The sequence below is a fragment of the Aestuariispira ectoiniformans genome, from assembly GCF_025136295.1.
In the GTDB taxonomy this organism is placed as follows: Bacteria; Pseudomonadota; Alphaproteobacteria; order UBA8366; family Aestuariispiraceae; genus Aestuariispira_A; species Aestuariispira_A ectoiniformans.
Genome location: NZ_CP062788.1, coordinates 1285597 through 1306843 on the forward strand (window position 1 = coordinate 1285597; position 21247 = coordinate 1306843).

Here is a 21247-nt window from a genome sequence, read left to right on the forward strand (position 1 = left end):
ATCAGTTTTCCATATGCCAGTTTTCCACCCAAAGGGTGCTGGGGAACTGGTGGCCGGTAGGCGTCAGGCCCTTTAGCTCCTTGGGCAGGATATAGGTGTTGGCCCGGAAATAAAGCGGCAGGGCAGGCAGTTCTTCTGCGTATATTTCCTGTGCCCGGTTCCACAGCGCCCGGTTTTCCGCCTCCCCGCATTTCAGTTCCAGGTCGTCGAGGACCTGATCCATCTCCGCATTGTCAAAGCCGGTGTAATTCTGCCCGGTCCATCCGTTCTTGTCCGACGGGATATTACCAGAATACAGGGTGGAACGGGGAATGTTGCGTGGTGACGAAATCCAGGCGAACAGCGCCATATCCTTGAACTTGCGTTTGGAGATGGTTTCTCCGAACAACACGCGCGGCGGCTCGTTTCGGATGGTGAGGTCAATGCCCAGTTCCTTCCACTGGGATTGCAGGACCTGCTCCACCAGTTCCCGGTTTTTCGATCCGGCGGTGGAATTGACCTCAAACGTCAGCCGTTCGCCCGCCGCATTGGTCCGGAAGCGCCCGGCCTTCTTCCAACCTGCCGCATCCAGAAGTTCTGCCGCCTTGGCCGGATCATAGGCATATGTCTTCACATCCGGATCATAGACCACGTCGAGGGGGTGGACACTGCCATTGGCGACGGGCTGCTTGCCCGCGAACAGGTTCTGGCTGATGGCCTCCCGGTTGATGCCATAAAGCAGGGCCTGACGGACGCGTTTGTCTGCCAGGACCGGATTATCCAACCTCAGGTCGACATGCTCATAGACCAGACCGGGCTTGTAGATGATCTGGTAGTTGTCGCCATAGCGTCTTTCAAAGCCAATGGCCTGATCGATTGTAAGGCCCAGTTCCCCCGCGATCATGTCGATATCGCCGCTTAGAAGGTTGGCGGTCAGGGCTGCGGTGTTTTCAATGCTGCGCAGCTCAATCTCGTCGAAATAGGGCTTCTTGCCCCACCAATGTTCATTGCGCACCAATGTGATCGACTGGCCCGGCTGTATCTGTGCCACGCGATAGGGGCCGAACCATAGCGCCGGGTTGGTCGGGTCGCGTTCGTAAAGCGATTTTGGGCGGTATTGTTTGGCGGCCTTCGGGTCGAAGAGGGCTGCTTCCATATGGGCGGGCAGGATATAGAATTGCGTCAGGCCCTTATACTCGCAGCTCCGCTTGTTGATGTAGAGCGTGAAGGTATGGGCATCCTTGATCTCAACCTTTTCGATCCGCTTGAACAACTCGTAATTGTCAAAGCCGGATTGCGGGTTGTGGCCGACCTTCCAGGTGAACTCGATATCCTTGGTCGTCAGTGGCGTGCCATCGCCCCAGACAGCCTTGTCATCCAATGTGTAGGTAACCGCGATCCCGTCCTTGCCGTCGGCGGTCTTGTAATATTTCGCCGTGCCTTTTTCCAAATCCGGCAGGGCGGTGCACAGCATGCAGACATCCTCCCAATCCGGCGAAATGGTACTGATCGGGCGGCGCGTCATACCCATGATATAGGTCTTGGCCAGCATGCTGTCATAGGCCGGGTGCAAGGTGCTGGGATATTGGCTGATCCCGATGACAAGCCGCTCTTTTGCCTCTGCGGCCAGCGGCAGGGCGATCAACAGGATAAGGATCAGGCGGCTCAGGATTGTCATCGGCGGGACCTCTGTATCGGTTCCGTCTTTTATATCAAAGAATTACCGATCCGGCCTATGTCTTCTTGACATGATCTCTATATTGGGAATATTTCTCATATATGGGAAATATGAACATGGATACACAAGGCATTGATCAGCGACTGGCAGCGCGCCTCAGGGCCCTGCGGGCAGAGCGGGGCTGGTCATTGGATGAACTGGCGGGGCTGAGCAGCGTTAGCCGCGCGACATTGTCCCGGCTGGAAAAGGCGGAAGTCAGCCCGACCGCCCAGGTGCTGGGCAAACTGGGCGCGGCCTACGGGCTGACCATGTCGCGGCTGATGCATCTGGTGGAGGGCGGCTTTGCCCCGGTGATCCGGGCGGACGATCAGGAAGTCTGGACCGATCCGGAAACCGGCTTCACCCGGCGGACCCTTTCGCCACCTGCCCAGGGCCTTGCCGGGGAAACTGTGCGGGGCGACCTGCCTGCCGGTCAGGCGATCGCCTATAGCAGTCCACCGCGCCCCGGTCTGGAGCATCATCTGGTCATGCTGGACGGACGGTTGACCGTGACGGTGGATGGTCAGGCCCATGATCTGCATCCGGGCGACTGTCTACGCTACCAGCTTTATGGCTCAAGCCGTTTCGAGACGCCTGCGGACAGTGCGGCGCGCTATATTATTTTCATTGTGTGAGGGCATTATGTCGGACCTGTCGATTGCAGCATTGACCGCCGAAGAGCTTGAAGAACGCCTGCCGGAACTGGGCGCGTTGCTTCTGGCCTGTGTTGAAGATGGCGCCAGCGTCAGTTTCGTCCTGCCATTGACGCCGGGCGAGGCAACGGACTTCTGGCGGGGCAAAGTCCTGCCCTCCGTCCGGGAGGGTGGCAGCATCCTCCTCGCGGCCCGGATTGGGGGCCGGATCGCGGGCGTGGTGGAACTTGCCCATAAACTCCCGCCCAACCAGCCACATCGGGCAGAGGTGAACAAACTTCTGGTTCACCCCGATTTCCGCAGGCGCGGTCTGGCACGCAAACTGATGGAAAGACTGGAGGACGAGGCGAGGACGCTGGGCAAGACTCTGCTGGTGTTGGACACACGGTCCGGCGACAAGGCTGAACCGCTTTATGCCTCAATGGGCTTCGAGACGGTCGGTCAAATCCCCCATTTCGCCGTCGACCCCCATGACCCCGGCAAGGTGGATGCGACGACGGTGATGTTTAAGCGGCTGGAGGGGTGAGGGGAGCACCGAAGCTTCCTTAAAGCCCGTCATCCTCGTGCTCGACACGAGGACCTACGGGGGCAAAGTCCTATCCGCAGAAAAGGCGATCACAGCGCAGGCAAAGCCGTTTCGTGGATACGCGGGTCAAGCCCGCGCATGACGAGTATTCTTAGGCGTTTTATAAGGCCATCATGCTCTTGCGTGGTTGTGCGGAGCGTCGAGTGTATTAGAATATTCGTGTAGCTGGATCTCTACTATTGCGTTTAAAGTGAGTTGGGGGCGGCCATGTCAATTCAATCTAAAATTATTCTTTCGTTGTTGATGTCTTTGACTGCGATTTCGACCATCGTTTACGCTGGTGAAATAGAAAAGACGCTTGCGAAATGTGCGGCGATGGAAGGGAGCCTGGCTCGATTGGATTGCTACGACAGTCTAGCTAAAAAAAATCAACTGAATGGTCCGCAAGCACAACCTATAGAGATTTCTGGCTTAGGTGGTTGGAAAGTGAGCAAAAATAAAAATCCTATTGATGACACTCAAAGCGTAGTCATTTTCTTGGAAGCAGAAACTGGGCGATCACGATGGGGGAGGCCCGTTGTGTTTGCCGCTAGGTGCCAATCGAATAAGACTGAGGCATACATTAACTGGAACGATTTTCTTGGGGATGATAGCTCCAGCGTTTACGAGGAATGGAAATATGTCACGATTCGTATTGGAGCGGGGGATGCGGAGGAGCAAAAGTGGAACATCTCGACCGATAAGCGGGCCACATTTGCTCCTGAATGGGCGGGGAGCCTCCTTAAAAAAATGGCTTCTGCGGACAGTTTTCTGGCTCAAGTTACACCGTTTGGTGAGTCTCCATTGACTGCAATATTCGATACTAGAGGGATGTCGGCAGCGCTAATGCCGCTGGCTGAGACCTGTGGTTGGAGCATAGATGGTTCCAATTAGGTGTTTTCTTTGCGGGCATTTTCTTCCTCATTCCCCTCCCTAACCAACCAATCCCTCAACGCCTCCGCTTCTTTGCTCAACCGCCAGTGTTTGGGCCAGGTGACGTAAAAGCCTACATCGGTTTCCATGGTATCGGGCAGGATTTTGACGAGCTGTCCTTTGGCGACGAGGTCGTCGGTCAGGTGGTGCCAGCCCATGGCGACACCTTCGCCTTCCAGGGCGGCGTGGATGACCAGCGCATAGTCGTTCATAAAGAGGCCTTCCTCTACGGCAACGCCCTTGACGCCGAATGTCGCCAGCCATTGTTCCCAGGTGAGGCGCGGACGGTAGGGTTCTTCCAGATGGATTAATCGGCAGGCCAACAGGTCCGCCGGTCCGGTGATCGGGCCGACCTGCTTCAGATAGTCCGGGCTGCAGGCCGCATAGACCGCTTCATGGGTGAAATATTGTGAGGAATACTGCATCCAGTCGTCCGGTCCCCGCCGGATGCCGAGCGAAATACCTTCCGCCGCCAGGTCCACATCCTTGTCCGTGGTCAGCACCCGGATATCCACATTGGGGTGTTCGTTGCGAAAGCGCGCCATGCGCGGCAATAACCAGTAATTGGCAAAGGCGGTGGAGGCCGACAGGGTCACATAGCCACCCTTATGGCTGCGCCTTATATCCTCGACCGAGCGCTGGATATGGCTCATGCCGATCGTCACGTCATGGAAGAAACGCTCCCCCACCTCTGTCAGCGACAGCTTGCGGTATTCCCGGTTGAAGAGCGAGACGCCCAGAAACTCCTCCAGCCGCTTGATGGCATAGGAAACGGCTGCCTGGCTGACGCCCAACTCGTCCGCCGCCTTGGTAAAGCTGAGCAGGCGGGCGGCGGCTTCAAAGGTGAAAAGCGCATTGGCGGAGGGGATGGTATTTCGCAATCGTCGCATAAATTGAACTTATCCTAACGGTGACATTTTTTGCTCTCCACGGCAGGAAGTAACGATATTACGATTTTCCCTCAGGCATAAGAATAAAATGAAGCTATGTCAGGAGCAGGCCATGTCGGCAGTTGAAATGGAAAGTCGGGATCAATCCGCCACCGGCGGGCGACGGGCGGGGCGGCGCGCGCGAAAGCGGGCGGAACATACGGTATCAGCCGCGCCTTATGTCAAACGCAACATCCCGGTCTACGAGTTGTTGAGCGAGGAAAGCCTGACGCGGATCGAAGCGACCGCCGACCGCATCCTGGAAGAGGTCGGGATCGAGTTTCGCGGCGACCCGGAGGCTCTGCCCCTGTGGAAGGCGGCGGGGGCCGATGTACAGGGGGAACGGGTGCGTATGCCCCGCGGCCTGCCGCGTAAAATCATTCAGGACAACGCGCCGCGGCAGTTTACGTGGCATGCGCGCAATCCGGCAAAATCGGTGGAGATTGGCGGCGATAGTGTGGTCTTCGCCCCGGCCTATGGCTCCCCCTTCACCTTCGATCTGGATGACGGGCGGCGCTATGCCACCATTGAGGATTTCCAGAATTTTGTGAAACTGGCCTATGTCACGCCTCACCTGCATGTCTCCGGCGGCACCATCTGCGAGCCGGTCGACCTGCCGGTCAACAAACGTCATCTGGATATGGTCTACAGCCATTTCCGTTTTTCCGACAAGGCGGTCATGGGCTCCGTCACTGCGGCAGAGCGGGCCGAAGATACGGTCAGTATGGCAAAGATCGTCTTCGGGGAGGAATTCGTCGACCAAAACTGCGTTCTGGCCAGCATCATCAATGTGAATTCGCCGCTGGTGCTGGACGCAACCATGCTGGACGCGTTGAAGGTCTATGCCCGCGCCGGACAGGCCAGCATCGTCACGCCTTTCATTCTGGGCGGGGCCATGGGGCCAGTGAGCGCGGCAGGTGCCTTGGCACAATTCCTGGCCGAAGCCATGGCGGGCATGGCCTATGCGCAACTGATCCGCCCCGGCGCGCCGGTGATGATGGGGAACTTCCTGAGCAGCATGTCCATGCGCTCCGGCTCCCCCACCTTCGGCACGCCGGAACCGGACCTGGCGCTGATCGCGGCAGGGCAATTGGCAAGACGTCTGGGGGTGCCCCTGCGCGGTGGTGGCAGCCTGACCGCGGCCAAACTGCCCGATGCCCAGGCCTTTGTCGAAGGGGCGGCCAGCATGAAGGCCAGCGTCTTGGCGGGTATCAACTATGTCATGCATTGTGCAGGCTGGCAGGAAGGCGGCCTGGTGATGGGCTATGAGAAATTCATCATCGACACCGATATCTGCGGCGCTATGACCCGCTTCCTGGAAGGGATCGACTGTTCCGACGACAGCCTTGCGATGGATGCCTTCCGTGAGGTGGAACCGGGTAACCACTTCCTGCAATGCGAACATACCAAGGCCCACTACAAAACCGCCTTCTATGACGCCTTCACCGCCGACAACAATTCCTTCGAACAATGGTCGGACGCGGGCGCGAAGGATACCGCAAGGCGGGCCAATGATATCTGGCGCAAGCAGTTGGAAGAGTATCAGGCACCGGACCTGGACCCGGGTATTGACGAGGCATTGCAGGCCTTTATCCGCCAGCGGAAGGACAGCATGCCGGACGCCAGCTTCTAACTCAAAACGAACCGGAAAATTTGAACAGCGAGAAGCCCATGAAGATCACGCGCCTCAAATACACACCCTTCAACATGCCTCTGGAAGTGCCGTTCCACTGGACCGGCGGGCTTTATCCCGGCGGCTCCAAGGTGCTGATCGAAGTGGAAACGGACGAGGGGATCGTGGGCTATGGCGAAGCGCCGTCGGTGGATGTCCTGCCCACCTTGAAGGATATGTCCGAGGCATTGATCGGGATGGACCCGATCGACATTGCCGCCTGCGAGATGTGTGTGGTGCCGCCCTGGCAGATCACGGCCAATACGGATGATTCGACGGCGACCAAGGCTTTCGGTGCAATCGAAATGGCGCTTTGGGACATCCGGGGCAAGGCCTGGGACCAACCGCTATACAAATTGCTGGGCGGGGCGGTACGCAAGGAGATCGCCTTCACCGAATATTTTGCCTTCCGCCCGGGCCGGGAAATGGATGAGGAAAGCATCGCCGATTACTGCGTCCGGATGAAGGAGGAACACGGCTCCACCTTTTTTGAGGGAAAGCTGATCCTGGGTGATCCGCATCTGGAGATTCGAACGGTTAAACGTTTGCGTGAGGCGCTGGGCGAGGAGGCGATGATCCGTCTCGATTCCAACATGCAATGGTCATTGCAGACGGCCCGCATGGTGCTGCGGGAACTGGAACCCTACAATATTTCCAACTATGAGGACCCGGTCGCGACATTCGAGGAAATGGCCGTCCTGCGCCAGCATTCCTCCATTCCCTTCTCCACCCATATCCCTGATGTGAAACGGGCGGCGGCCTTGGGCGCGCCGGATAATATCGTCACCAACTTCCCGGTTCTGGGCGGGATCAGCCGGGCCATGCGTTTCTTCGGGGCCTGCGAGGCGGCCAATGTCGGCTTCTGGTGTTACAGCGGTGATGCGGGCGTTTGTACGGCAGCCTATCTGCACGTCAGTGCGGCGATGCCTTGGTTGTTTCAGCCGTCGCAAAGCCTCTTCCGCTGGCAATATATCGACGTGATCGAAGGTGGTCCCTTCCGGCAGACCAATAACGTGATCCCCGTTCCCGAAGGCCCCGGCCTGGGAATCTCAATCGACCGCGACAACCTCAAACGCATGCATCAGGATTTCGTGGATAATGGCCCTCTGGACCATTTCCGCAACCCGGAGGACAAATACCGGCATCGCCGCCTGCCGCTGGCGTGAGGGGACTCTAGGCCACCATCTCCTGCAGGAAGTTGTCGACCTCAGCCGACAGATGTTTTGACTGTTCCGCCAGTTTGGAGGCGGCGTCGCGCACGGAATGGGAGGCCTTGCCGGTTTCTTCCGAGGCGACCATGACGTTGGAGGCGGTGCTGGTGACTTCCTCCGTGGCGTTGGCGGCCTCCCGAATGTTGCGGTTGATCTCGTCGGTGGCCGCAGACTGCTCCTCAGAGGCGGATGCGATGCCCGCAACAATTTCCTCCACTTCCTTGATCCCGGTTGTGACAACACCGATACCGGTAGCGGCTTGTTGGACTGCGGCCTGGATTTGCGCGATCTGGGTGGATATCTCTTCCGTTGCGGTCGCCGTCTGGTTGGCGAGTGTCTTGACTTCGTTCGCAACCACGGCAAAACCTTTGCCTGCCTCCCCGGCCCGTGCGGATTCAATCGATGCGTTCAGGGCGAGAAGGTTGGTCTGATCCGCAATCTCGGAAATCAGTTCTACGACCTCACTGACCTTTTGCGAGGCATCCAAAAGGGTATTCACCGCCGACTCGCTGTCCTGGGCATTGAGGGAAACCTTGTTGGCGGTGCTGGCCGCATGGCTGGTCTGGCGGCTGATCTCGGAGATAGACCGCAGCAGTTCGTCTGCGGCCGCGGCCACCATCTGGACATTGGCGGAGGTCTGCTGGGAGACGCTTGAGGCGGAGGAGGACTGGCGGCTGGTTTCTTCTGCCGTGGCGGAAAGCTGTTCCGACGTCGCATGCAGGTCGTTGGAAGATGTGGAAACCGCAAGGACAATTCCCTTGATCCGGCTTTCAAAATTATTGGCCATTGCCTGTATTGCGGCACGTTTTTGCTCTTCGGCCCGAAGCTCTGCCTCCTCCTGTTCCTGCTGCAGGCGCTTCATTTCCAGGGCGTTGTCTTTGAAGACCGCGATGGAGCCTGCCATGTCACCGATTTCATCCTGCCGACGTGTTGCGGGGATGCGGATTTCCAGATCGCCTTTTGCAAGGCTTCCCATGGCGCTGGTCATCCGGCTCAACGGACCCGTGATCGACCGGGCGAAAGTGATGCCGATCAACGTGCCGATGGCCGTTACGGCACAAACTGCAACCGCGACCGCGAGGAGGATGTCACGGACGGGCTGCAGCGCTTCCGCCACGTCGACTTCACCCAGGATGGCCCAATGTGTGTTCATGAAATTCATGGGCGTATAGGCGGACAGAACTTCCACGCCGCGGTAGTCGGTAATTTCCATCACACCGCTTTCACCGGCCAGGGCACGTTCTGTTGTCTTTCCTTTAACTTCTGTCTTTAAAACACTGTTTTCTTTTGAGAAACGGGAGTTACTACGCATTAAATTGTCAGGTCCGACAATATATGTTTCGCCGGTTTTTCCCATCCCTGCGGCGTCGTTCATCAACTTGTTGATCTGTCCGATCGGCATCTGGAATGCGAGGACGGCGGCAAGCGAGCCATCCTTGTTCAGGACGGGGGCGGCGATGAAACTGGCGGCGGCACCATTGCTGGGCGCGTAGGGTTTGAAATCATAGAAGGTGTCAAAACCGGATGCCGGGTTGTCGCGTACGGCCTGGAAGGCATAGGCCAGATCCGTCTGCTGCCAGGGGCCGTCCAGCAGGTTTGTGGCGAAATCCTGCTCCTTGTAGACGCTGTAGACAAGGTTTCCATCCGGGGCGATCAGGAAAATATCGTAATAGCCGCGTTCCTCCAGCAAGCGCCGGAACATGGGGTGATATTTCTGGTGAATCTCGTCATAGGCGGAACCGTCGTTTGTTGCGACCAGCTTGTCCTTTTCTCCGGCAGGATTGGGGTTGTCCTTAATATAGAGGCGCTGAAGGTCGGCCGACTTGTCACCGGGCAAATCGTTCCAGGCACCTTCGAAGTCCTTTGCTGCCTGCAATACAAACGGATGTGTTACCTGAAGGTTCAGGTCGGCGCGGATGGATTGCAGGTAGTTTTCCAGTGCGACTTTCCGCGCGCCGGTCAGGGCGGTGAGTTTCTCGCCGACGGATTTTTCAAGGCTTTGTTGGGCAAGGTAGCCGACGATGGCACCGGTTGATGCCGTTGCGACCAGGGTGAGGGCAACCACAATTGCCGGTAGCTTCACGGCAATGCGCAAATTCGAAATCTTCATCATTCCCCCCTTTGTTCTCCCAATAAAAGAAGCCAATCACAGGAGAACACGTTTAGCGAGTATACGTGATGAAGATTATTAGATAAATAAAAAATAAAATGTGATGTATTTTTCGGCATCCCTGCGGCTATTCGGAAAACGGCTCTGCGACAGGGATTGAAAGGGGCAGAGCCGCTAAAAGACGACGACCCTGCCTTTGTTTCCGCCTAGACTTCCGCCTTCAGGAATTTGTGATAGTCCTCGACGACCGCCGCGCTGGCGGTTTCCACAAACAGTTTGCCATGTTCCGGCGTTGCCAGCCAGGAAGCAGCGGCCATACGCCCGTCGGGGAAGAGCGCACGATAGTCGCTGGCATCGGCGAACCAGCGCTCAAACGGCGCGGCGGGGCTTTCCTTCATGGATTTCACCGCCTGCGGGTAGACATATTGGGTTACGGCCACTTCCGACGGGGTGGCGTGGAAGCCTTCATCGTCACCGTAGAGTTCCTTCTGCAGGTCGGTTACCGGCTTCATGGCGAACCAGTTGGCCAGACGGCAACGAATTGCCGTGCCGTTGTTGGCGCCGTCGAAACTGGCGTCGGCGTAAATTTCCTGGAAGGCGGTTTGCACCGTGGTGATGTTGCCACCATGGCCATTGACGAAATAGAAATGGGTAAAGCCGTTGCGCGCCAGCGATTGCACATAGTCACGGATAACCGCGATCAGGGTCGTCGGGCGCAGCGACATGCTGCCGGGGAAGCCCAGGTGATGCTGTGCCATGCCGACATTAATGGTCGGGCCGACCAGAATATCGGCGGCGTCGCCCGCATGACGGCCGATGAACTGGGCAGTTTGCGCGTCCGTCCCGATCAGGCCCATGGGGCCATGCTGCTCCTGGGAGCCGATCGGCATGATGACGCCGGTGCTGGTTTTCAAATATTCGGCAACCTCGTCGGAGGTCATGAGATCGAGCCGCATCGTGGTGTCCCTCTTGTTTCTATTGATTGGCTGCCATAGTGGAGCCTGCAACCAATTGCTTCAAGCCAGTCCTGGGATATGCACTTGTGAGGCGGCAGATATATTAGATGGGGAGAGGTGACAGAAAGAAGACGGCTGCATTGGCAGCCGCCTTGGTTATCCGCCTCTATTGATCAGGGTAAGTGTTCTACTGCTTCTTGCCCCGAATCTGGGCTGTTATGGCGACGGCAATGCCAAGGGCAATCACGCCGGCACCGATCCAGGTCTTGGCCGCATAGCTTTCGCCGAGCAGGGCGGTGGCGGCAATCAGACCGACGGCGGCGGCCACATAGCCGATCTGGCTGAGCAGGACCGGCCCGCCTTTCTGCTGCAGACGGAAGAAAGCCGGGAAGGTCATACCTGCGACGATCATCTGGGTAACCACCGCTGTTGGTGTAAGCGCGAGTTCACCCAGCGGCAACCCGCCCGTCGTTATCAGCAATATGCCTAGGAAAACCAGGACAGAGAAGGCGTGGCTCCAGAAGGCGAGAGCGTCGGGGGAGGCGTCTTTCGGCCAGTCCAACGTGCGATAGACATTCCCGGAGGCCAACGTCAGCGGAACCGCCAAGGCAGCAACGATCCAGATGAAAGACGGAGCTTCCGGTGCGGAGCCACGGGTGATGCTGACGATGACGGCACCCGCCAGCCCAAGGGCAATCCCGGCGATGCCCATCCTGCCGGGGGCCTTCAGGCCGCTGAGGGTTGCGATTGCCAGCGTGAAGACCGGCGACAATGCGAACATCAGCCCGGCATAGCCTGCGCCCACATGGGGGATGACCGTGAACAACAGCAGGTTGGGCGCGATATAGGAAATGACACCGGAGATCACCGCATAGCGCAGCATCCGGCCCCGCGGCAGGCGCAGGTGGCCCCTGAACGCCAGGACGGGTAGCAGGGCAAGACAGGCACCCAACGATACGAGCATGGCCCAGATCGTGGGAGAGACACCAGCCGTTCCGGCGATTTTGCCCAGGGGAAAGTTAAATCCGATCAGGGTGCCGGTCACAACCAGAAGCAGGGACGGGCTTTGCAGCAGACCGGAGCCCGAATGGGCGGCGGGTGGATTGGTGACACGGGCCGTCATGGCTGTATCCTCCTTGATAACGCGGCGTCAGGCCGCCTCGCTTTCCGGGATGGCATGTGCGGGGAAGCTGCCGGAAAAGGCAATTTCCGACAGCGGCTTGCGTGGGCTGGGCGCTTCCATTTCCTGCAGGAAGTCCGGCAGGGATTCCTTCTCACCGCGACGGCCGAGAGCCACAGCGATCTCGATCTTGAAACGTTCCGGTACGCCCAACTGATCCTTGATATCGTCGAAGAGGATGCCTGCCATAGCATGGGCGTTATAGTCCAGGGCGGCTGCCTGAAGGGCCATATGCGTGGCGGCAGCCCCGGCATCGAAGCTGTGATAATGCGAGGGCAGGTCCGGGCGCTGATCCCCATCGCCGGGCATGATCCGGTCGGACAGTACCAGGACGAGGCTGGAGGCATGCTGGCCCCAGGCGCGGTTAAAATCGTCCAGGAAGGAGACATATTGCTCCCAATGGGCGTCGCCGCGGCGGGCGTAAAGGAAGCGCCAGGGCTGAATATTATAGCAGGACTGGGCCCAGCGGGCGGCTTCCAGGATACGCAGTAAATCCGCTTCCGGCATCTCGCTGGCGTCGTAGGACCGCGGCGACCAGCGGTTCAGGAAGATGGATTCAATCGGGTGATCAGCGTTTCTCGGGTTTGACATCAGTTTCTCCTTCCCCCCTGGGGCAGTGTCGTGTATTCCTTCATGAAATATTTCGATGAAAAGTATTTCTACGTCGAAATATCCTATGTAGTGGTAAATAAGGTGATCTGTGAAATGAGTCAAGAGGGGAAATCCGTTGCCGGAACGCCGGTTGTCGGGATCGAAGCAGAAACCCTGGTGGAACAATGGGCGCGGGAACGCCCGGATCTGGACCCGACCCCGATGGGCATTTGTGCCGATCTCTGGCGGGCAGGCGATCGTGTGCGTGCCAAAGTGAATGAAAACTTGGCGCGTTATAGCCTGGATCTACCGGGGTGTGATGTGGTTTTCACCCTGCGCCGTCAGGGCAAAGACGTCTCTTTGTCACCTTCGCATCTGGCGAAATTGATGATGCTGTCCAGTTCGGCCACAACCAATCGCCTCGACCGCCTGGAAAAAAAGGGACTGATCGAGCGCATCGCCGATCCGAATGACCGGCGCGCCCTGAAAGTACGGCTGACGGCTGAGGGACTGGCGCTTGTGGAGGATATGGTTGTTACCCATGTCGCGACCGAAGCCGCCAGCCTAGCCAAATTAAGCGGCGCGGAACGCGAGCAGCTTTTGGCCCTGTTGGCAAAGATCGGGTAGGTCAGCCCACGCCTTCGAACCTGTCGTCAGGCGTGGACTTGCCGCGCGCGTTGCCTCTTGCCATCCGTTCGAATCCTGCTACACAGGGCGTCCGACAGCTATATTTAGGAACTTGTTATGTCGGACTTTTCCACCATCACTCTTTTTGCCGCGGCGGCACTGGTCCTTACAGCCACGCCGGGGCCGGATATGTTGCTTATCGCCTCGCGTAGCGTCAGCCAGGGGCGCGCGGCGGGATTTCTGACCTATGCAGGGATCGCCATCGGCACTTATTGTCATGCCCTGGCGGCAGCACTGGGACTGTCCCAATTGTTCCAGACAGTGCCGATCGCCTATGAGATCGTGCGTTGGGTTGGGGCGGCCTATCTGCTCTATCTCGCCTTCAAGACCATTCGCTCAGGCGGCGGAGATGCTTTGTCGCCTGTAGGTGGCTTGAGGCGTCTATCGGGGAAGCGGGTCTTTGCCGAAGGGTTGATGACCAATATCCTTAACCCGAAAATGGCGCTTTTCGTGCTGGCGCTGTTTCCGCAATTCATCCGCATGGAAGACGGGTCGATGATTGCCCAGATGCTTGTTCTGGCAACGGTTCTCAATGGGATCGGGTTTATTGTGAATGGATCGGTTGTCCTGTTGGGCGGTCACATCCGCCGCCGTCTTGCAGGCCTCTCCCGGTTCCCGAAGTTGCCTCAATATCTTCTTGCGACAGTCTTCACCGGGCTGGCTCTTCGTCTCGCGCTGGGCAGCCGGACCTGATTTCCCGTTACGCGTAGAGACCCTCACCCTCCCTCTCCCGTAAACGGGCGAGGGCAAAAAATAACCCTCTCCCAAAACTGGGAGAGGGTTGGGTGAGGGTTTTTCCCTGAAAGGCCGGTCTGTTAAGGGTTTACTCTTCCTTGCCGCCATTGGCGAGGGACCAGGCTTTCGGGTCCTTCAGGAAGGCCTCGACCTGATCGGTGGCCTCGGCAGAGAAGTAGTTTTCCTCGCGCGCGCATTCCAGCACATCCCACCAGTTGGCGAGCGAATGCAGGTTGACGCTATGCTCGTCCTTCAGTGCCTGAATGCCTTCCGGGAAGATACCATATTCGAACAGCACGAAGCAGTCATTGCATTCTGCCCCGGCATCGCGGATGCCCTGGACGAAGCTGACCTTGGAGCCGCCGTCGGTGGTCATGTCTTCCACCAGAAGCACACGGTCACCTTCCTTCACATGGCCTTCGATCCGTGCGTTGCGGCCAAAGCCTTTCGGCTTTTTGCGGATGTAGGCCATGGGCAGCATCAGGTGGTCTGCGATCCAGGCGGAAAACGGGATGCCTGCGGTCTCGCCACCGGCAACCACGTCCAGGCTTTCAAAGCCCACGCGTTCCTCGATCAGGGCGGCGCCCATCTTCATCAACCGGCGGCGTGCGCGCGGGAAGGCGATCAGCTTGCGGCAGTCCACATAGACGGGGCTGGCGCGACCGCTGGTCAGGATGAACGGATCTTCCGGACGAAACAGCACGGACTGGGTTTCGATCAGGATGCGTGCGGTGACGCGGGCAGGGGTCGGCGCCATGGAATGCTCTCCATCAAATCAAGATAAATCTGCGCGCATCATAGGCATCGCGCGTGCGAGTGCAACGGGATTCGGCCTACCAAATGGTCAGGATTTCGGGCCCCGGAACATTTTCCCCCGAGCAAAGGCACTCAGGCTCAACAAGGTGATGGCAACCGTTGCTGCAGTGGAGATGAGCAGCATCGCACCCGCCAGGATACCCGCCGCCAGATAACCCGTGTGGTCGAAATAATACATGCAGGCCGTTGCCAGAAAACCGAGCGAAAGGCTGCAGCACCACCAGGGCATACCGAAGGGTACGTCCTTGAACCGGCGCAGACGCGGCAGGAAAAAGACGAAGACGAGAAGAGCAAACCCCAGGAAGGCGATTGCCATGTCATCCATATAGCCGCCGTTCAGCCTTGTGATGGCAATGCTGGCAAGCGTCGGCGGCACGATCAGCAGGAACAGGTCGGGCATCAGGACAGGCGACAGCGCGCGGCAGAATAACAGCCGGTTGAGCGTGATCGGAAAGAGCCCCAGCCACAGCAGAATGCCGGCAGCGGCAAACATCCAGGAGATATCCGGATAGCCAAGCGGCGCGCCCGTGATCGGAATGATCAGAAGTCCTGACGAGGGCAGGAACCAGGCCGGTGACACTTCTTCAGGCCTGAAGCGCCGGGACAGCCACTGGTTCAGGATCATGGCGCAGATCACCATTGTCGCGAGACAGGCGATGAGCCAGATGCTGTCGGCTATCTTGTCGAAATGGGAGGCAAAGGCCTCGATGATCATCAACAGACCCAGAGGGGCGGCGGCCAGAAAATTACCGCGGCGCGGATGGCAGAGATCCTCACGCAGGGAAGACGGATGCCGGGTCTGTCGTGCAACATAAAGCCCGATGACCGCCAGGGCATAACCCAGACCGAAACCGATGAAGATTTTTGCCACAAGTATCGGGAGGCCAAAAGCCGGTGCGGCAATCTCCCAGGCCAGCCCTGTGCCGAAGAACGACAGGATTCCGGCCAGCATCGTTACAGGAAAGTAGCGGATGGACCGGATTTCGCCTTCTTCGGCGGTCTCCGCGCTTTCGTTGTCTTCCGGGGCTGTGGGCTGCGGCGTTTCTATCGACATGCGCATGGCTTCTCAAAAATGCTAGATATCGTAGTATACGCAAAATATAGGCCAGACAAAAGAGTCTGGCCTATATTTGGGATATGTCTTGGTTTCAGGCTTCCCGCGGCCGCAGATGGGCGTGCAGGCGTTGCTCCAACCGTTTGAAAACCCTGGAGATGACAAAGACCAGGATCATGTAGAGGACGGCGGCTGAGATAAAGCCTTCATAAGCCACGTAATATTTGGCGTTTACAACGCGGCCCGCCCCCAGGATGTCGATGATCGTGATCGTGCTGGCAATCACGCTGCCGTGGAGCATGAAAATCACCTCGTTGGAATACATCGGCAGGGCCCGGCGCAAGGCACCCGGCAGGATGATCCGGCGTTTCATCTTGGTGGGCGACATGCCGCAGGCCTTGGCCGCCTCGACCTCGCCAAAGGGAGTGGCCTCAATCGCGCCGCGCAAGATTTCCGTCTGATAGGCGCAACTGTTCAGCGTGAAGGCGATAAGGGCACACCACCAGGCGTCTTTCAGAAGCGGCCAGAGAAGCCCGTCGCGGACAAAGTCAAACTGGCCCAGCCCGTAATAGATCAGGTAGGTCTGCACCAGCAGCGGCGTGCCGCGGAAGAAATAGGTGAAACACCAGATCGGCCCGTTGAAAATCGGATGCCGGTTTGCGCGGGCAAAGGCCAGCGGGATCGACAGGATCCATCCAAGAACAAGGCATAGTGCCGTCAGATTGATGGTATTCCAGACGCCCTCAACATAAAGAGGCCAGTTGTCGAAAACCAGGGTCCAATCCAGGAAACCCCAATCCAGAAATGCCGACAGGCTGTTTGCTTCTTCCATGGATCAGCCCCTCCGGATACCGACGGAATATTTCTTTTCCAGCTTGCGCAGGCCGAGTTGTGAAACGGCGGTCAGCAGCAGGAAGACAACAAGCACGAAAAGCAGGAATGTGAATGGTTCACGGAATTTCCGGCCGACGGCATTGGCGACATAGACCAGTTCCTGAAGGCCCAGCACCGATACCAGCGCCGTGGTCTTGATCATCACCAGCCAGTTGTTTGTGAAGCTGGGCAGCGCATAACGTACCATCTGCGGCCAGATGATCCGGCGGAAGATAAGGCTTTTGCTCATGCCGCAGGCAATGCCTGCCTCGATCTGGCCGCGCGGGATCGCCAGGATTGCGCCACGGAAGGTTTCCGTCATATAGGCACCGAAGATAAATCCGATGGTGCCGACCCCTGCGGTAAACTGGTTGATTTCAACATAGCCCCAGAGGCCCGTTTTCTCACCGATATCCAGCAGCAACTGCTGACCACCGAAAAACAGGATCAACATCAGAACCAGGTCGGGAATGCCACGGATCAGGGTCGTATAGCCGTTGGCGGCGCGCTGGGCCATTGCGTTCTTGGACAGTTTGGCCCATGCGCCCAGAAGGCCCAGAACAATCGCGAGCACAAGCGAGGCGACACCGACCAGAATGGTGATGCCCGTTCCCTGTAGCAGCAGCCAGCGGAATTCCCAAATATGTTCCATGCGCAAATAACGACTTTATTTAAATGACTTAACGAATAAGGAATGCGGAGGGGCAAGCCCCTCCGCAAGCATCAAGCAGGCGGTTAGCCGCCGTAGATGTCGATGTCGAAATATTTCTTCTGAAGCTTGTCGTAGGTGCCGTCGGCACGGATTTCTTTGATCGCCTTGTTGAAGGCTTTACGCAGGTCGTCATCACCCTTGCGGACGGCAATGCCGGCGCCTTCGCCGAAATACTTCACTTCGTTGTGGTCCGCACCGAAGAAGGCAAAGCCTTTACCGTTGTCGGTTTTCAGGAAACCGTCGGAGGTTGCCAGGCCATCGGCCTCGATCGCGTCAAGACGACCGGCCATCAGGTCCAGATAGGCTTCTTCCTGGGTGCCGTAGCGTTTGATTTCGCTGTCCGGGTATACGCTGGAAACGAAATCGTCGTGGATCGTACCGCGCTGAACGCCGATGGTTTTACCGGCCAGTGTGGACGGTTTGTCATCCGGGAAAGCGCCTTCCTTGGCGGTGAACTTACCCGGGGTGTTGTAGTATTTGTCACTGAAATCAACGCGTTTCTTACGTTCTTCCGTGATCGACATGGACGCGACGATGGCGTCGTACTTCTTGGCGAGCAGCGCCGGGATGATGCCGTCCCAGTCCTGTTCGACCATGGTGCATTTCACCTGCATTTTTTCGCAAAGCGCATAGGCGATGTCGATGTCGAAGCCGATCAGCTCGCCGTCGGCGGTCTTTTCGGAGAACGGAGGATATGCGCCTTCAACCCCGATGCGCAGTTCCTTCATGTCGGCGGCCGACGCGGTGTGGGCCGCGAAAGCCATGGTGGCTGCAGCAGCAGCCAAAGTCAGTTTTTTGAGCATTCATACTCTCCCTTCAGGCAAGTGCCGGCCACCCAACCGGCCATATTCTCTTAATTGTTTTTCGGGTGGGTCAGGTTCTGGTTCTGGCCAGAAACTGACGAAAACGTTCCGATTTCGGATTGTTGAACATCTCTGCCGGCGGCCCCTGTTCCTCGACCTTGCCTTCGTGCAGGAAGATCACGTCGGAACTGACGTCGCGGGCAAAACTCATTTCGTGGGTGACCACAATCATCGTGCGGCCTTCATCGGCCAGTTGCCGCATCACCTTCAACACTTCGCCGACCAGTTCGGGGTCGAGTGCGGAAGTGGGCTCGTCAAACAGCATCACATCCGGTTCCATGGCAAGCGCCCGCGCAATTGCCGCGCGCTGCTGCTGGCCGCCGGACATATGGGCGGGATAATAGTCCTTGCGCTCGTAAATGCCGACCTTGTGCAGCAGGGCCTCGGCCTTTTCTATGGCTTCCGCCTTGGGAACGCCCAGGACATGGACCGGGGCCTCGATGACATTTTCGATCACTGTCATATGGGACCAGAGATTGAAGCTCTGGAAAACCATGGCGAGCCGCGTCCGGATGCGTTCGACCTGCCGCATATCGAGCGGCTTCGGGCTGCCCGATTTGTCGGTGGTCATGCCGATGGTTTCGCCGTGAACCGTGATTTTCCCCGCGTTGGGGATTTCAAGCATGTTGATACAGCGCAGGAAGGTGCTTTTACCGGACCCGGACGAGCCCAGCATGGAAATTACATCACCTTTATGCGCCGTTAGAGAAACCCCTTTCAGAACTTCGATATTGCCGAAGCTCTTGTGCAGGTCCTCCACATTCAACATTGTGGAGGTTTCCGAAGATGTCAAAATATCGCCCCTTTATACATCTCTGCCTTACCCCGACGCCGTCCCCTATTAGCTGTCAAGGCTGGCTGATTATTGTTACTTTCGCCGGACGCTGCAAGGCTAACTTGACGACCTTTGTTGGCAATTCCGGCTTCCCTCATATTTCATTAGCTTGCTCATTGTGATCACAATAAACAAGATTCCGTCAAGACACGTTTGACGGAGACCCGGGCCATTAGCACCTGTTTTTCCTTTTGCACAAGAGACGTCCACGACAAGAAAAGCTGCGAAGTCAACGCCCTGTGCTAAACTGAAGCAGCGAATTTAGTTGTAGAACAGCTCTTTCCCTTGTTACTTTCCTCCCCGCATACCGAAGAAATGGCTATGCTGGGGGCGCTTTATAAAGTGTTTGAGAATGTGTAAGGGCAAATCGGTGTCATTTCGCAGGTGGTTGAAAACGAATAGGGGGCTTGGTCTGGAGCATAGGGGATGCAATGCGGGGAACGCCGCGGTTGCGGCTCTTGTTTTCGCGATGGCCAGTTCTTCCAACGGTTTTGCGGCCAGCCTTGAAGAGGCTGTGCGTGCGGCCATTCAGACCAATCCGGATGTCGGGATCGTCGTGGAAAACCGGCGCGCCACCGAATATGAGCTCAAACAGGCGCATGGTGGATATCTGCCCACTCTGGATTTTCGCGGTGCGGCAGGTTATCAGGCGACCAATGACCAGTTTTCACGCGCAAAGCCGGGAGATCCCTGGGATAATGGATCGCGCTATGAGTCCAGTCTGACGCTTCGGCAGATGCTGTTCGATGGTTTCCAGACAGACAACGATGTAAAGCTGCAGGAAAGCCGCGTGATCTCCTCGACGCGGCGGGTGAGACAGACATCTGAGCTGGTGGCGCTGGATGCAATCGAGGCTTATTTGGAGGCCCTTCGCCAGCGCAAACTGACCGAACTGGCGGAAGAAAATGTCCGGCTTCATGAACTGACGCTGGATATGGTTGCGAAAAAGGCCGCGGGCGGTGCGGCTACCATTGCCGATGTGCAGCAGGCGGAATCGAGGCTGGCGACGGCACAGGCCACATTGGAGGATTCCCGCGCCCGGTTGCGGGATGCGGATGCCACCTATTTCCGGGTGGTTGGCGAGGACCCGGAGAATTTGTCCCGTCCGAATCCGCCTTCCTGGGCGCTGCCGGACGGGCTGGAGCCTGCAATCGAAACGGCGCTGCAGAACAATCCGAAAATCTCCGTTGCCAAGGCTGACCTGGCGGCGGCGGTTAATCAGTATCGCGGCACCAACAGCGCGTTCTATCCGACGCTTGATCTGGAGTTGACGGCCAGCGCCAATAAAGGCGTCGATGGCGATCGCGGTCACGAATATGACAGCACGGCCATGGTCGTGATGCGTTACAACCTGTTTAATGGCCTGAAGGACAAGAACCGCCGCAAGGAATTCATTGCCCGGATCGGCGAGTCGCGTCAGCGCTATAACCGGGAAGTGCGGTTGACGGAAGAAGAGGTCCGGCTTGCCTGGAACGCTCTGGAGAGTGCGGGACGGCAGATCGAGGCGTTGACCCGTGAGGTTGAAGCCAATGACGCGGTGCGCAAATCCTATCGCAAACAGTTTGATCTGGGCGCGCGTAGCCTGATCGAACTTCTGGATTCCGAAAATGACCTGTTCCTGTCCAAGGGGCAGCTCATTTCAAAACAGTATCTGGAAATTTTTGCGACCTATCGAATCCTGGGCAGTGGCGGTCTGTTGTTGAGTGCGCTCGACATCCCGCATCTGGAACAATCCCATACGGGACTTGATCCTGTGAAGCCGATGAGGGTGGACCCTCTCCTGCGTCAACAGGCGCCTGCCCCAGAGGGAGGCAATCCGGAAGATGCCGTGCCGCTGGTCTCGCCGGATTTGGAGCAGAGCCCACCGGCGGCTCCAACCCTGGAGCCTCCTGCGGCGATCGAACCCGATGCGCCGGTCCTTGAGCCGGAGGCGCCAACCTTGGAGCCTGAGCCCCAGATATTCGAACCCGAAGGTGACGCGGATCAGGATGCCGCACTACCATCATCAACAGTCTTCACCTTGGCGGATGACATGGACACGCCGACACAGGCCGTTCCCTATGGCTTTTTTGATGGGGCTGCTGCCGGTGACGCCTTGAAAGGGCATGGTAAGGCAAAATAACAGGCATCCCGAGTTACGGTAATTGATATGGATTGTTCCTGGGGAAGGGAGGCG

General features: G+C 57.7%; 20 protein-coding genes. 8 read left to right on the plus strand and 12 right to left on the minus strand.

What is annotated here, in order from left to right; all coding sequences use genetic code 11:
• Nucleotide 1: 1 nt before the first annotated feature.
• Entirely contained in the window at nt 2–1657 is a 1656-nt protein-coding gene (locus tag IF205_RS06290) for a peptide ABC transporter substrate-binding protein (protein WP_259782441.1), read from the minus strand.
• 116 nt (nt 1658–1773) lie between these two features.
• Here IF205_RS06290 and IF205_RS06295 point away from each other — a divergent pair, with 116 nt between their 5' ends.
• From IF205_RS06295 to IF205_RS06305, 3 genes are all read left to right on the plus strand, one after another.
• Nucleotides 1774–2331: a helix-turn-helix domain-containing protein gene (locus tag IF205_RS06295; RefSeq protein ID WP_259782442.1), complete on the plus strand. Its 558-nt coding sequence runs from the start codon at nt 1774–1776 to the stop codon at nt 2329–2331.
• 7 nt (nt 2332–2338) lie between these two features.
• On the plus strand, nt 2339–2875 hold the full coding sequence (locus IF205_RS06300; RefSeq protein ID WP_259782443.1) for a GNAT family N-acetyltransferase: 537 nt from the start codon (nt 2339–2341) through the stop codon (nt 2873–2875).
• A gap of 267 nt (nt 2876–3142) precedes the next feature.
• On the plus strand, nt 3143–3808 hold the full coding sequence (locus tag IF205_RS06305) for a type VI secretion protein (RefSeq protein WP_259782444.1): 666 nt from the start codon (nt 3143–3145) through the stop codon (nt 3806–3808).
• Here IF205_RS06305 and IF205_RS06310 read toward each other — a convergent pair.
• On the minus strand, nt 3805–4737 hold the full coding sequence (locus IF205_RS06310; protein WP_259782445.1) for a LysR substrate-binding domain-containing protein: 933 nt from the start codon (nt 4735–4737) through the stop codon (nt 3805–3807). The two genes, IF205_RS06305 and IF205_RS06310, sit on opposite strands and share 4 nt — an antisense overlap.
• Nucleotides 4738–4849: 112 nt before the next feature.
• Between IF205_RS06310 and IF205_RS06315 the strand changes: the two genes are divergently transcribed.
• On the plus strand, nt 4850–6409 hold the full coding sequence (locus IF205_RS06315) for a trimethylamine methyltransferase family protein (protein WP_259782446.1): 1560 nt from the start codon (nt 4850–4852) through the stop codon (nt 6407–6409).
• A 38-nt stretch (nt 6410–6447) separates the two neighbouring features.
• On the plus strand, nt 6448–7614 hold the full coding sequence (locus IF205_RS06320) for a mandelate racemase/muconate lactonizing enzyme family protein (protein WP_259782447.1): 1167 nt from the start codon (nt 6448–6450) through the stop codon (nt 7612–7614).
• A gap of 7 nt (nt 7615–7621) precedes the next feature.
• On the opposite strand, the gene IF205_RS06325 is transcribed toward IF205_RS06320, so the two are convergent.
• The 4 genes from IF205_RS06325 to IF205_RS06340 form a co-directional block, all read right to left on the minus strand.
• Entirely contained in the window at nt 7622–9772 is a 2151-nt protein-coding gene (locus tag IF205_RS06325; protein WP_259782448.1) for a methyl-accepting chemotaxis protein, read from the minus strand.
• A gap of 203 nt (nt 9773–9975) precedes the next feature.
• The gene (locus IF205_RS06330; protein WP_259782449.1) at nt 9976–10725 is read right to left on the minus strand and encodes a creatininase family protein; all 750 of its coding nucleotides are present in this window, start codon (nt 10723–10725) and stop codon (nt 9976–9978) included.
• A 187-nt stretch (nt 10726–10912) separates the two neighbouring features.
• The gene (locus tag IF205_RS06335) at nt 10913–11848 is read right to left on the minus strand and encodes a DMT family transporter (protein ID WP_259782450.1); all 936 of its coding nucleotides are present in this window, start codon (nt 11846–11848) and stop codon (nt 10913–10915) included.
• A gap of 27 nt (nt 11849–11875) precedes the next feature.
• The gene (locus IF205_RS06340; RefSeq protein WP_259782451.1) at nt 11876–12496 is read right to left on the minus strand and encodes a nitroreductase family protein; all 621 of its coding nucleotides are present in this window, start codon (nt 12494–12496) and stop codon (nt 11876–11878) included.
• A 114-nt stretch (nt 12497–12610) separates the two neighbouring features.
• On the opposite strand from IF205_RS06340, the gene IF205_RS06345 reads away from it, so the two are divergent.
• Nucleotides 12611–13123 (plus strand): MarR family winged helix-turn-helix transcriptional regulator, encoded by a 513-nt coding sequence (locus IF205_RS06345; protein ID WP_259782452.1) that lies wholly within the window; start codon nt 12611–12613, stop codon nt 13121–13123.
• A 117-nt stretch (nt 13124–13240) separates the two neighbouring features.
• Nucleotides 13241–13876, plus strand: coding sequence for a LysE family translocator (locus IF205_RS06350; RefSeq protein WP_259782453.1), 636 nt, complete (start codon nt 13241–13243; stop codon nt 13874–13876).
• A 130-nt stretch (nt 13877–14006) separates the two neighbouring features.
• Here the strand turns inward: IF205_RS06350 and IF205_RS06355 are convergent, their stop codons facing one another.
• The 6 genes from IF205_RS06355 to IF205_RS06380 all read right to left on the minus strand — a co-directional run bounded on the left by IF205_RS06355 (nt 14007) and on the right by IF205_RS06380 (nt 19005).
• Nucleotides 14007–14675, minus strand: a complete 669-nt coding sequence (locus IF205_RS06355) for an orotate phosphoribosyltransferase (protein ID WP_259782454.1) — start codon at nt 14673–14675, stop codon at nt 14007–14009.
• An 87-nt stretch (nt 14676–14762) separates the two neighbouring features.
• The gene (locus IF205_RS06360; RefSeq protein WP_259782455.1) at nt 14763–15788 is read right to left on the minus strand and encodes an SLAC1 family transporter; all 1026 of its coding nucleotides are present in this window, start codon (nt 15786–15788) and stop codon (nt 14763–14765) included.
• Nucleotides 15789–15882: 94 nt separating this feature from the next.
• Nucleotides 15883–16620: an ABC transporter permease gene (locus IF205_RS06365; protein WP_259782456.1), complete on the minus strand. Its 738-nt coding sequence runs from the start codon at nt 16618–16620 to the stop codon at nt 15883–15885.
• A gap of 3 nt (nt 16621–16623) precedes the next feature.
• A complete protein-coding gene (locus tag IF205_RS06370) occupies nt 16624–17313 on the minus strand; it encodes an ABC transporter permease (protein ID WP_259782457.1) in 690 nt (229 codons plus the stop codon).
• An 83-nt stretch (nt 17314–17396) separates the two neighbouring features.
• A complete protein-coding gene (gene aotJ, locus IF205_RS06375) occupies nt 17397–18176 on the minus strand; it encodes an L-arginine-binding protein AotJ (protein WP_259782458.1) in 780 nt (259 codons plus the stop codon).
• Between the two features lie 70 nt (nt 18177–18246).
• Complete coding sequence (locus IF205_RS06380; RefSeq protein ID WP_259783246.1) at nt 18247–19005, minus strand: ABC transporter ATP-binding protein; 759 nt, start codon at nt 19003–19005, stop codon at nt 18247–18249.
• 535 nt (nt 19006–19540) lie between these two features.
• Between IF205_RS06380 and IF205_RS06385 the strand changes: the two genes are divergently transcribed.
• Nucleotides 19541–21193 (plus strand): TolC family outer membrane protein, encoded by a 1653-nt coding sequence (locus IF205_RS06385; RefSeq protein WP_259782459.1) that lies wholly within the window; start codon nt 19541–19543, stop codon nt 21191–21193.
• The last annotated feature ends 54 nt before the right edge of the window (nt 21194–21247 follow it).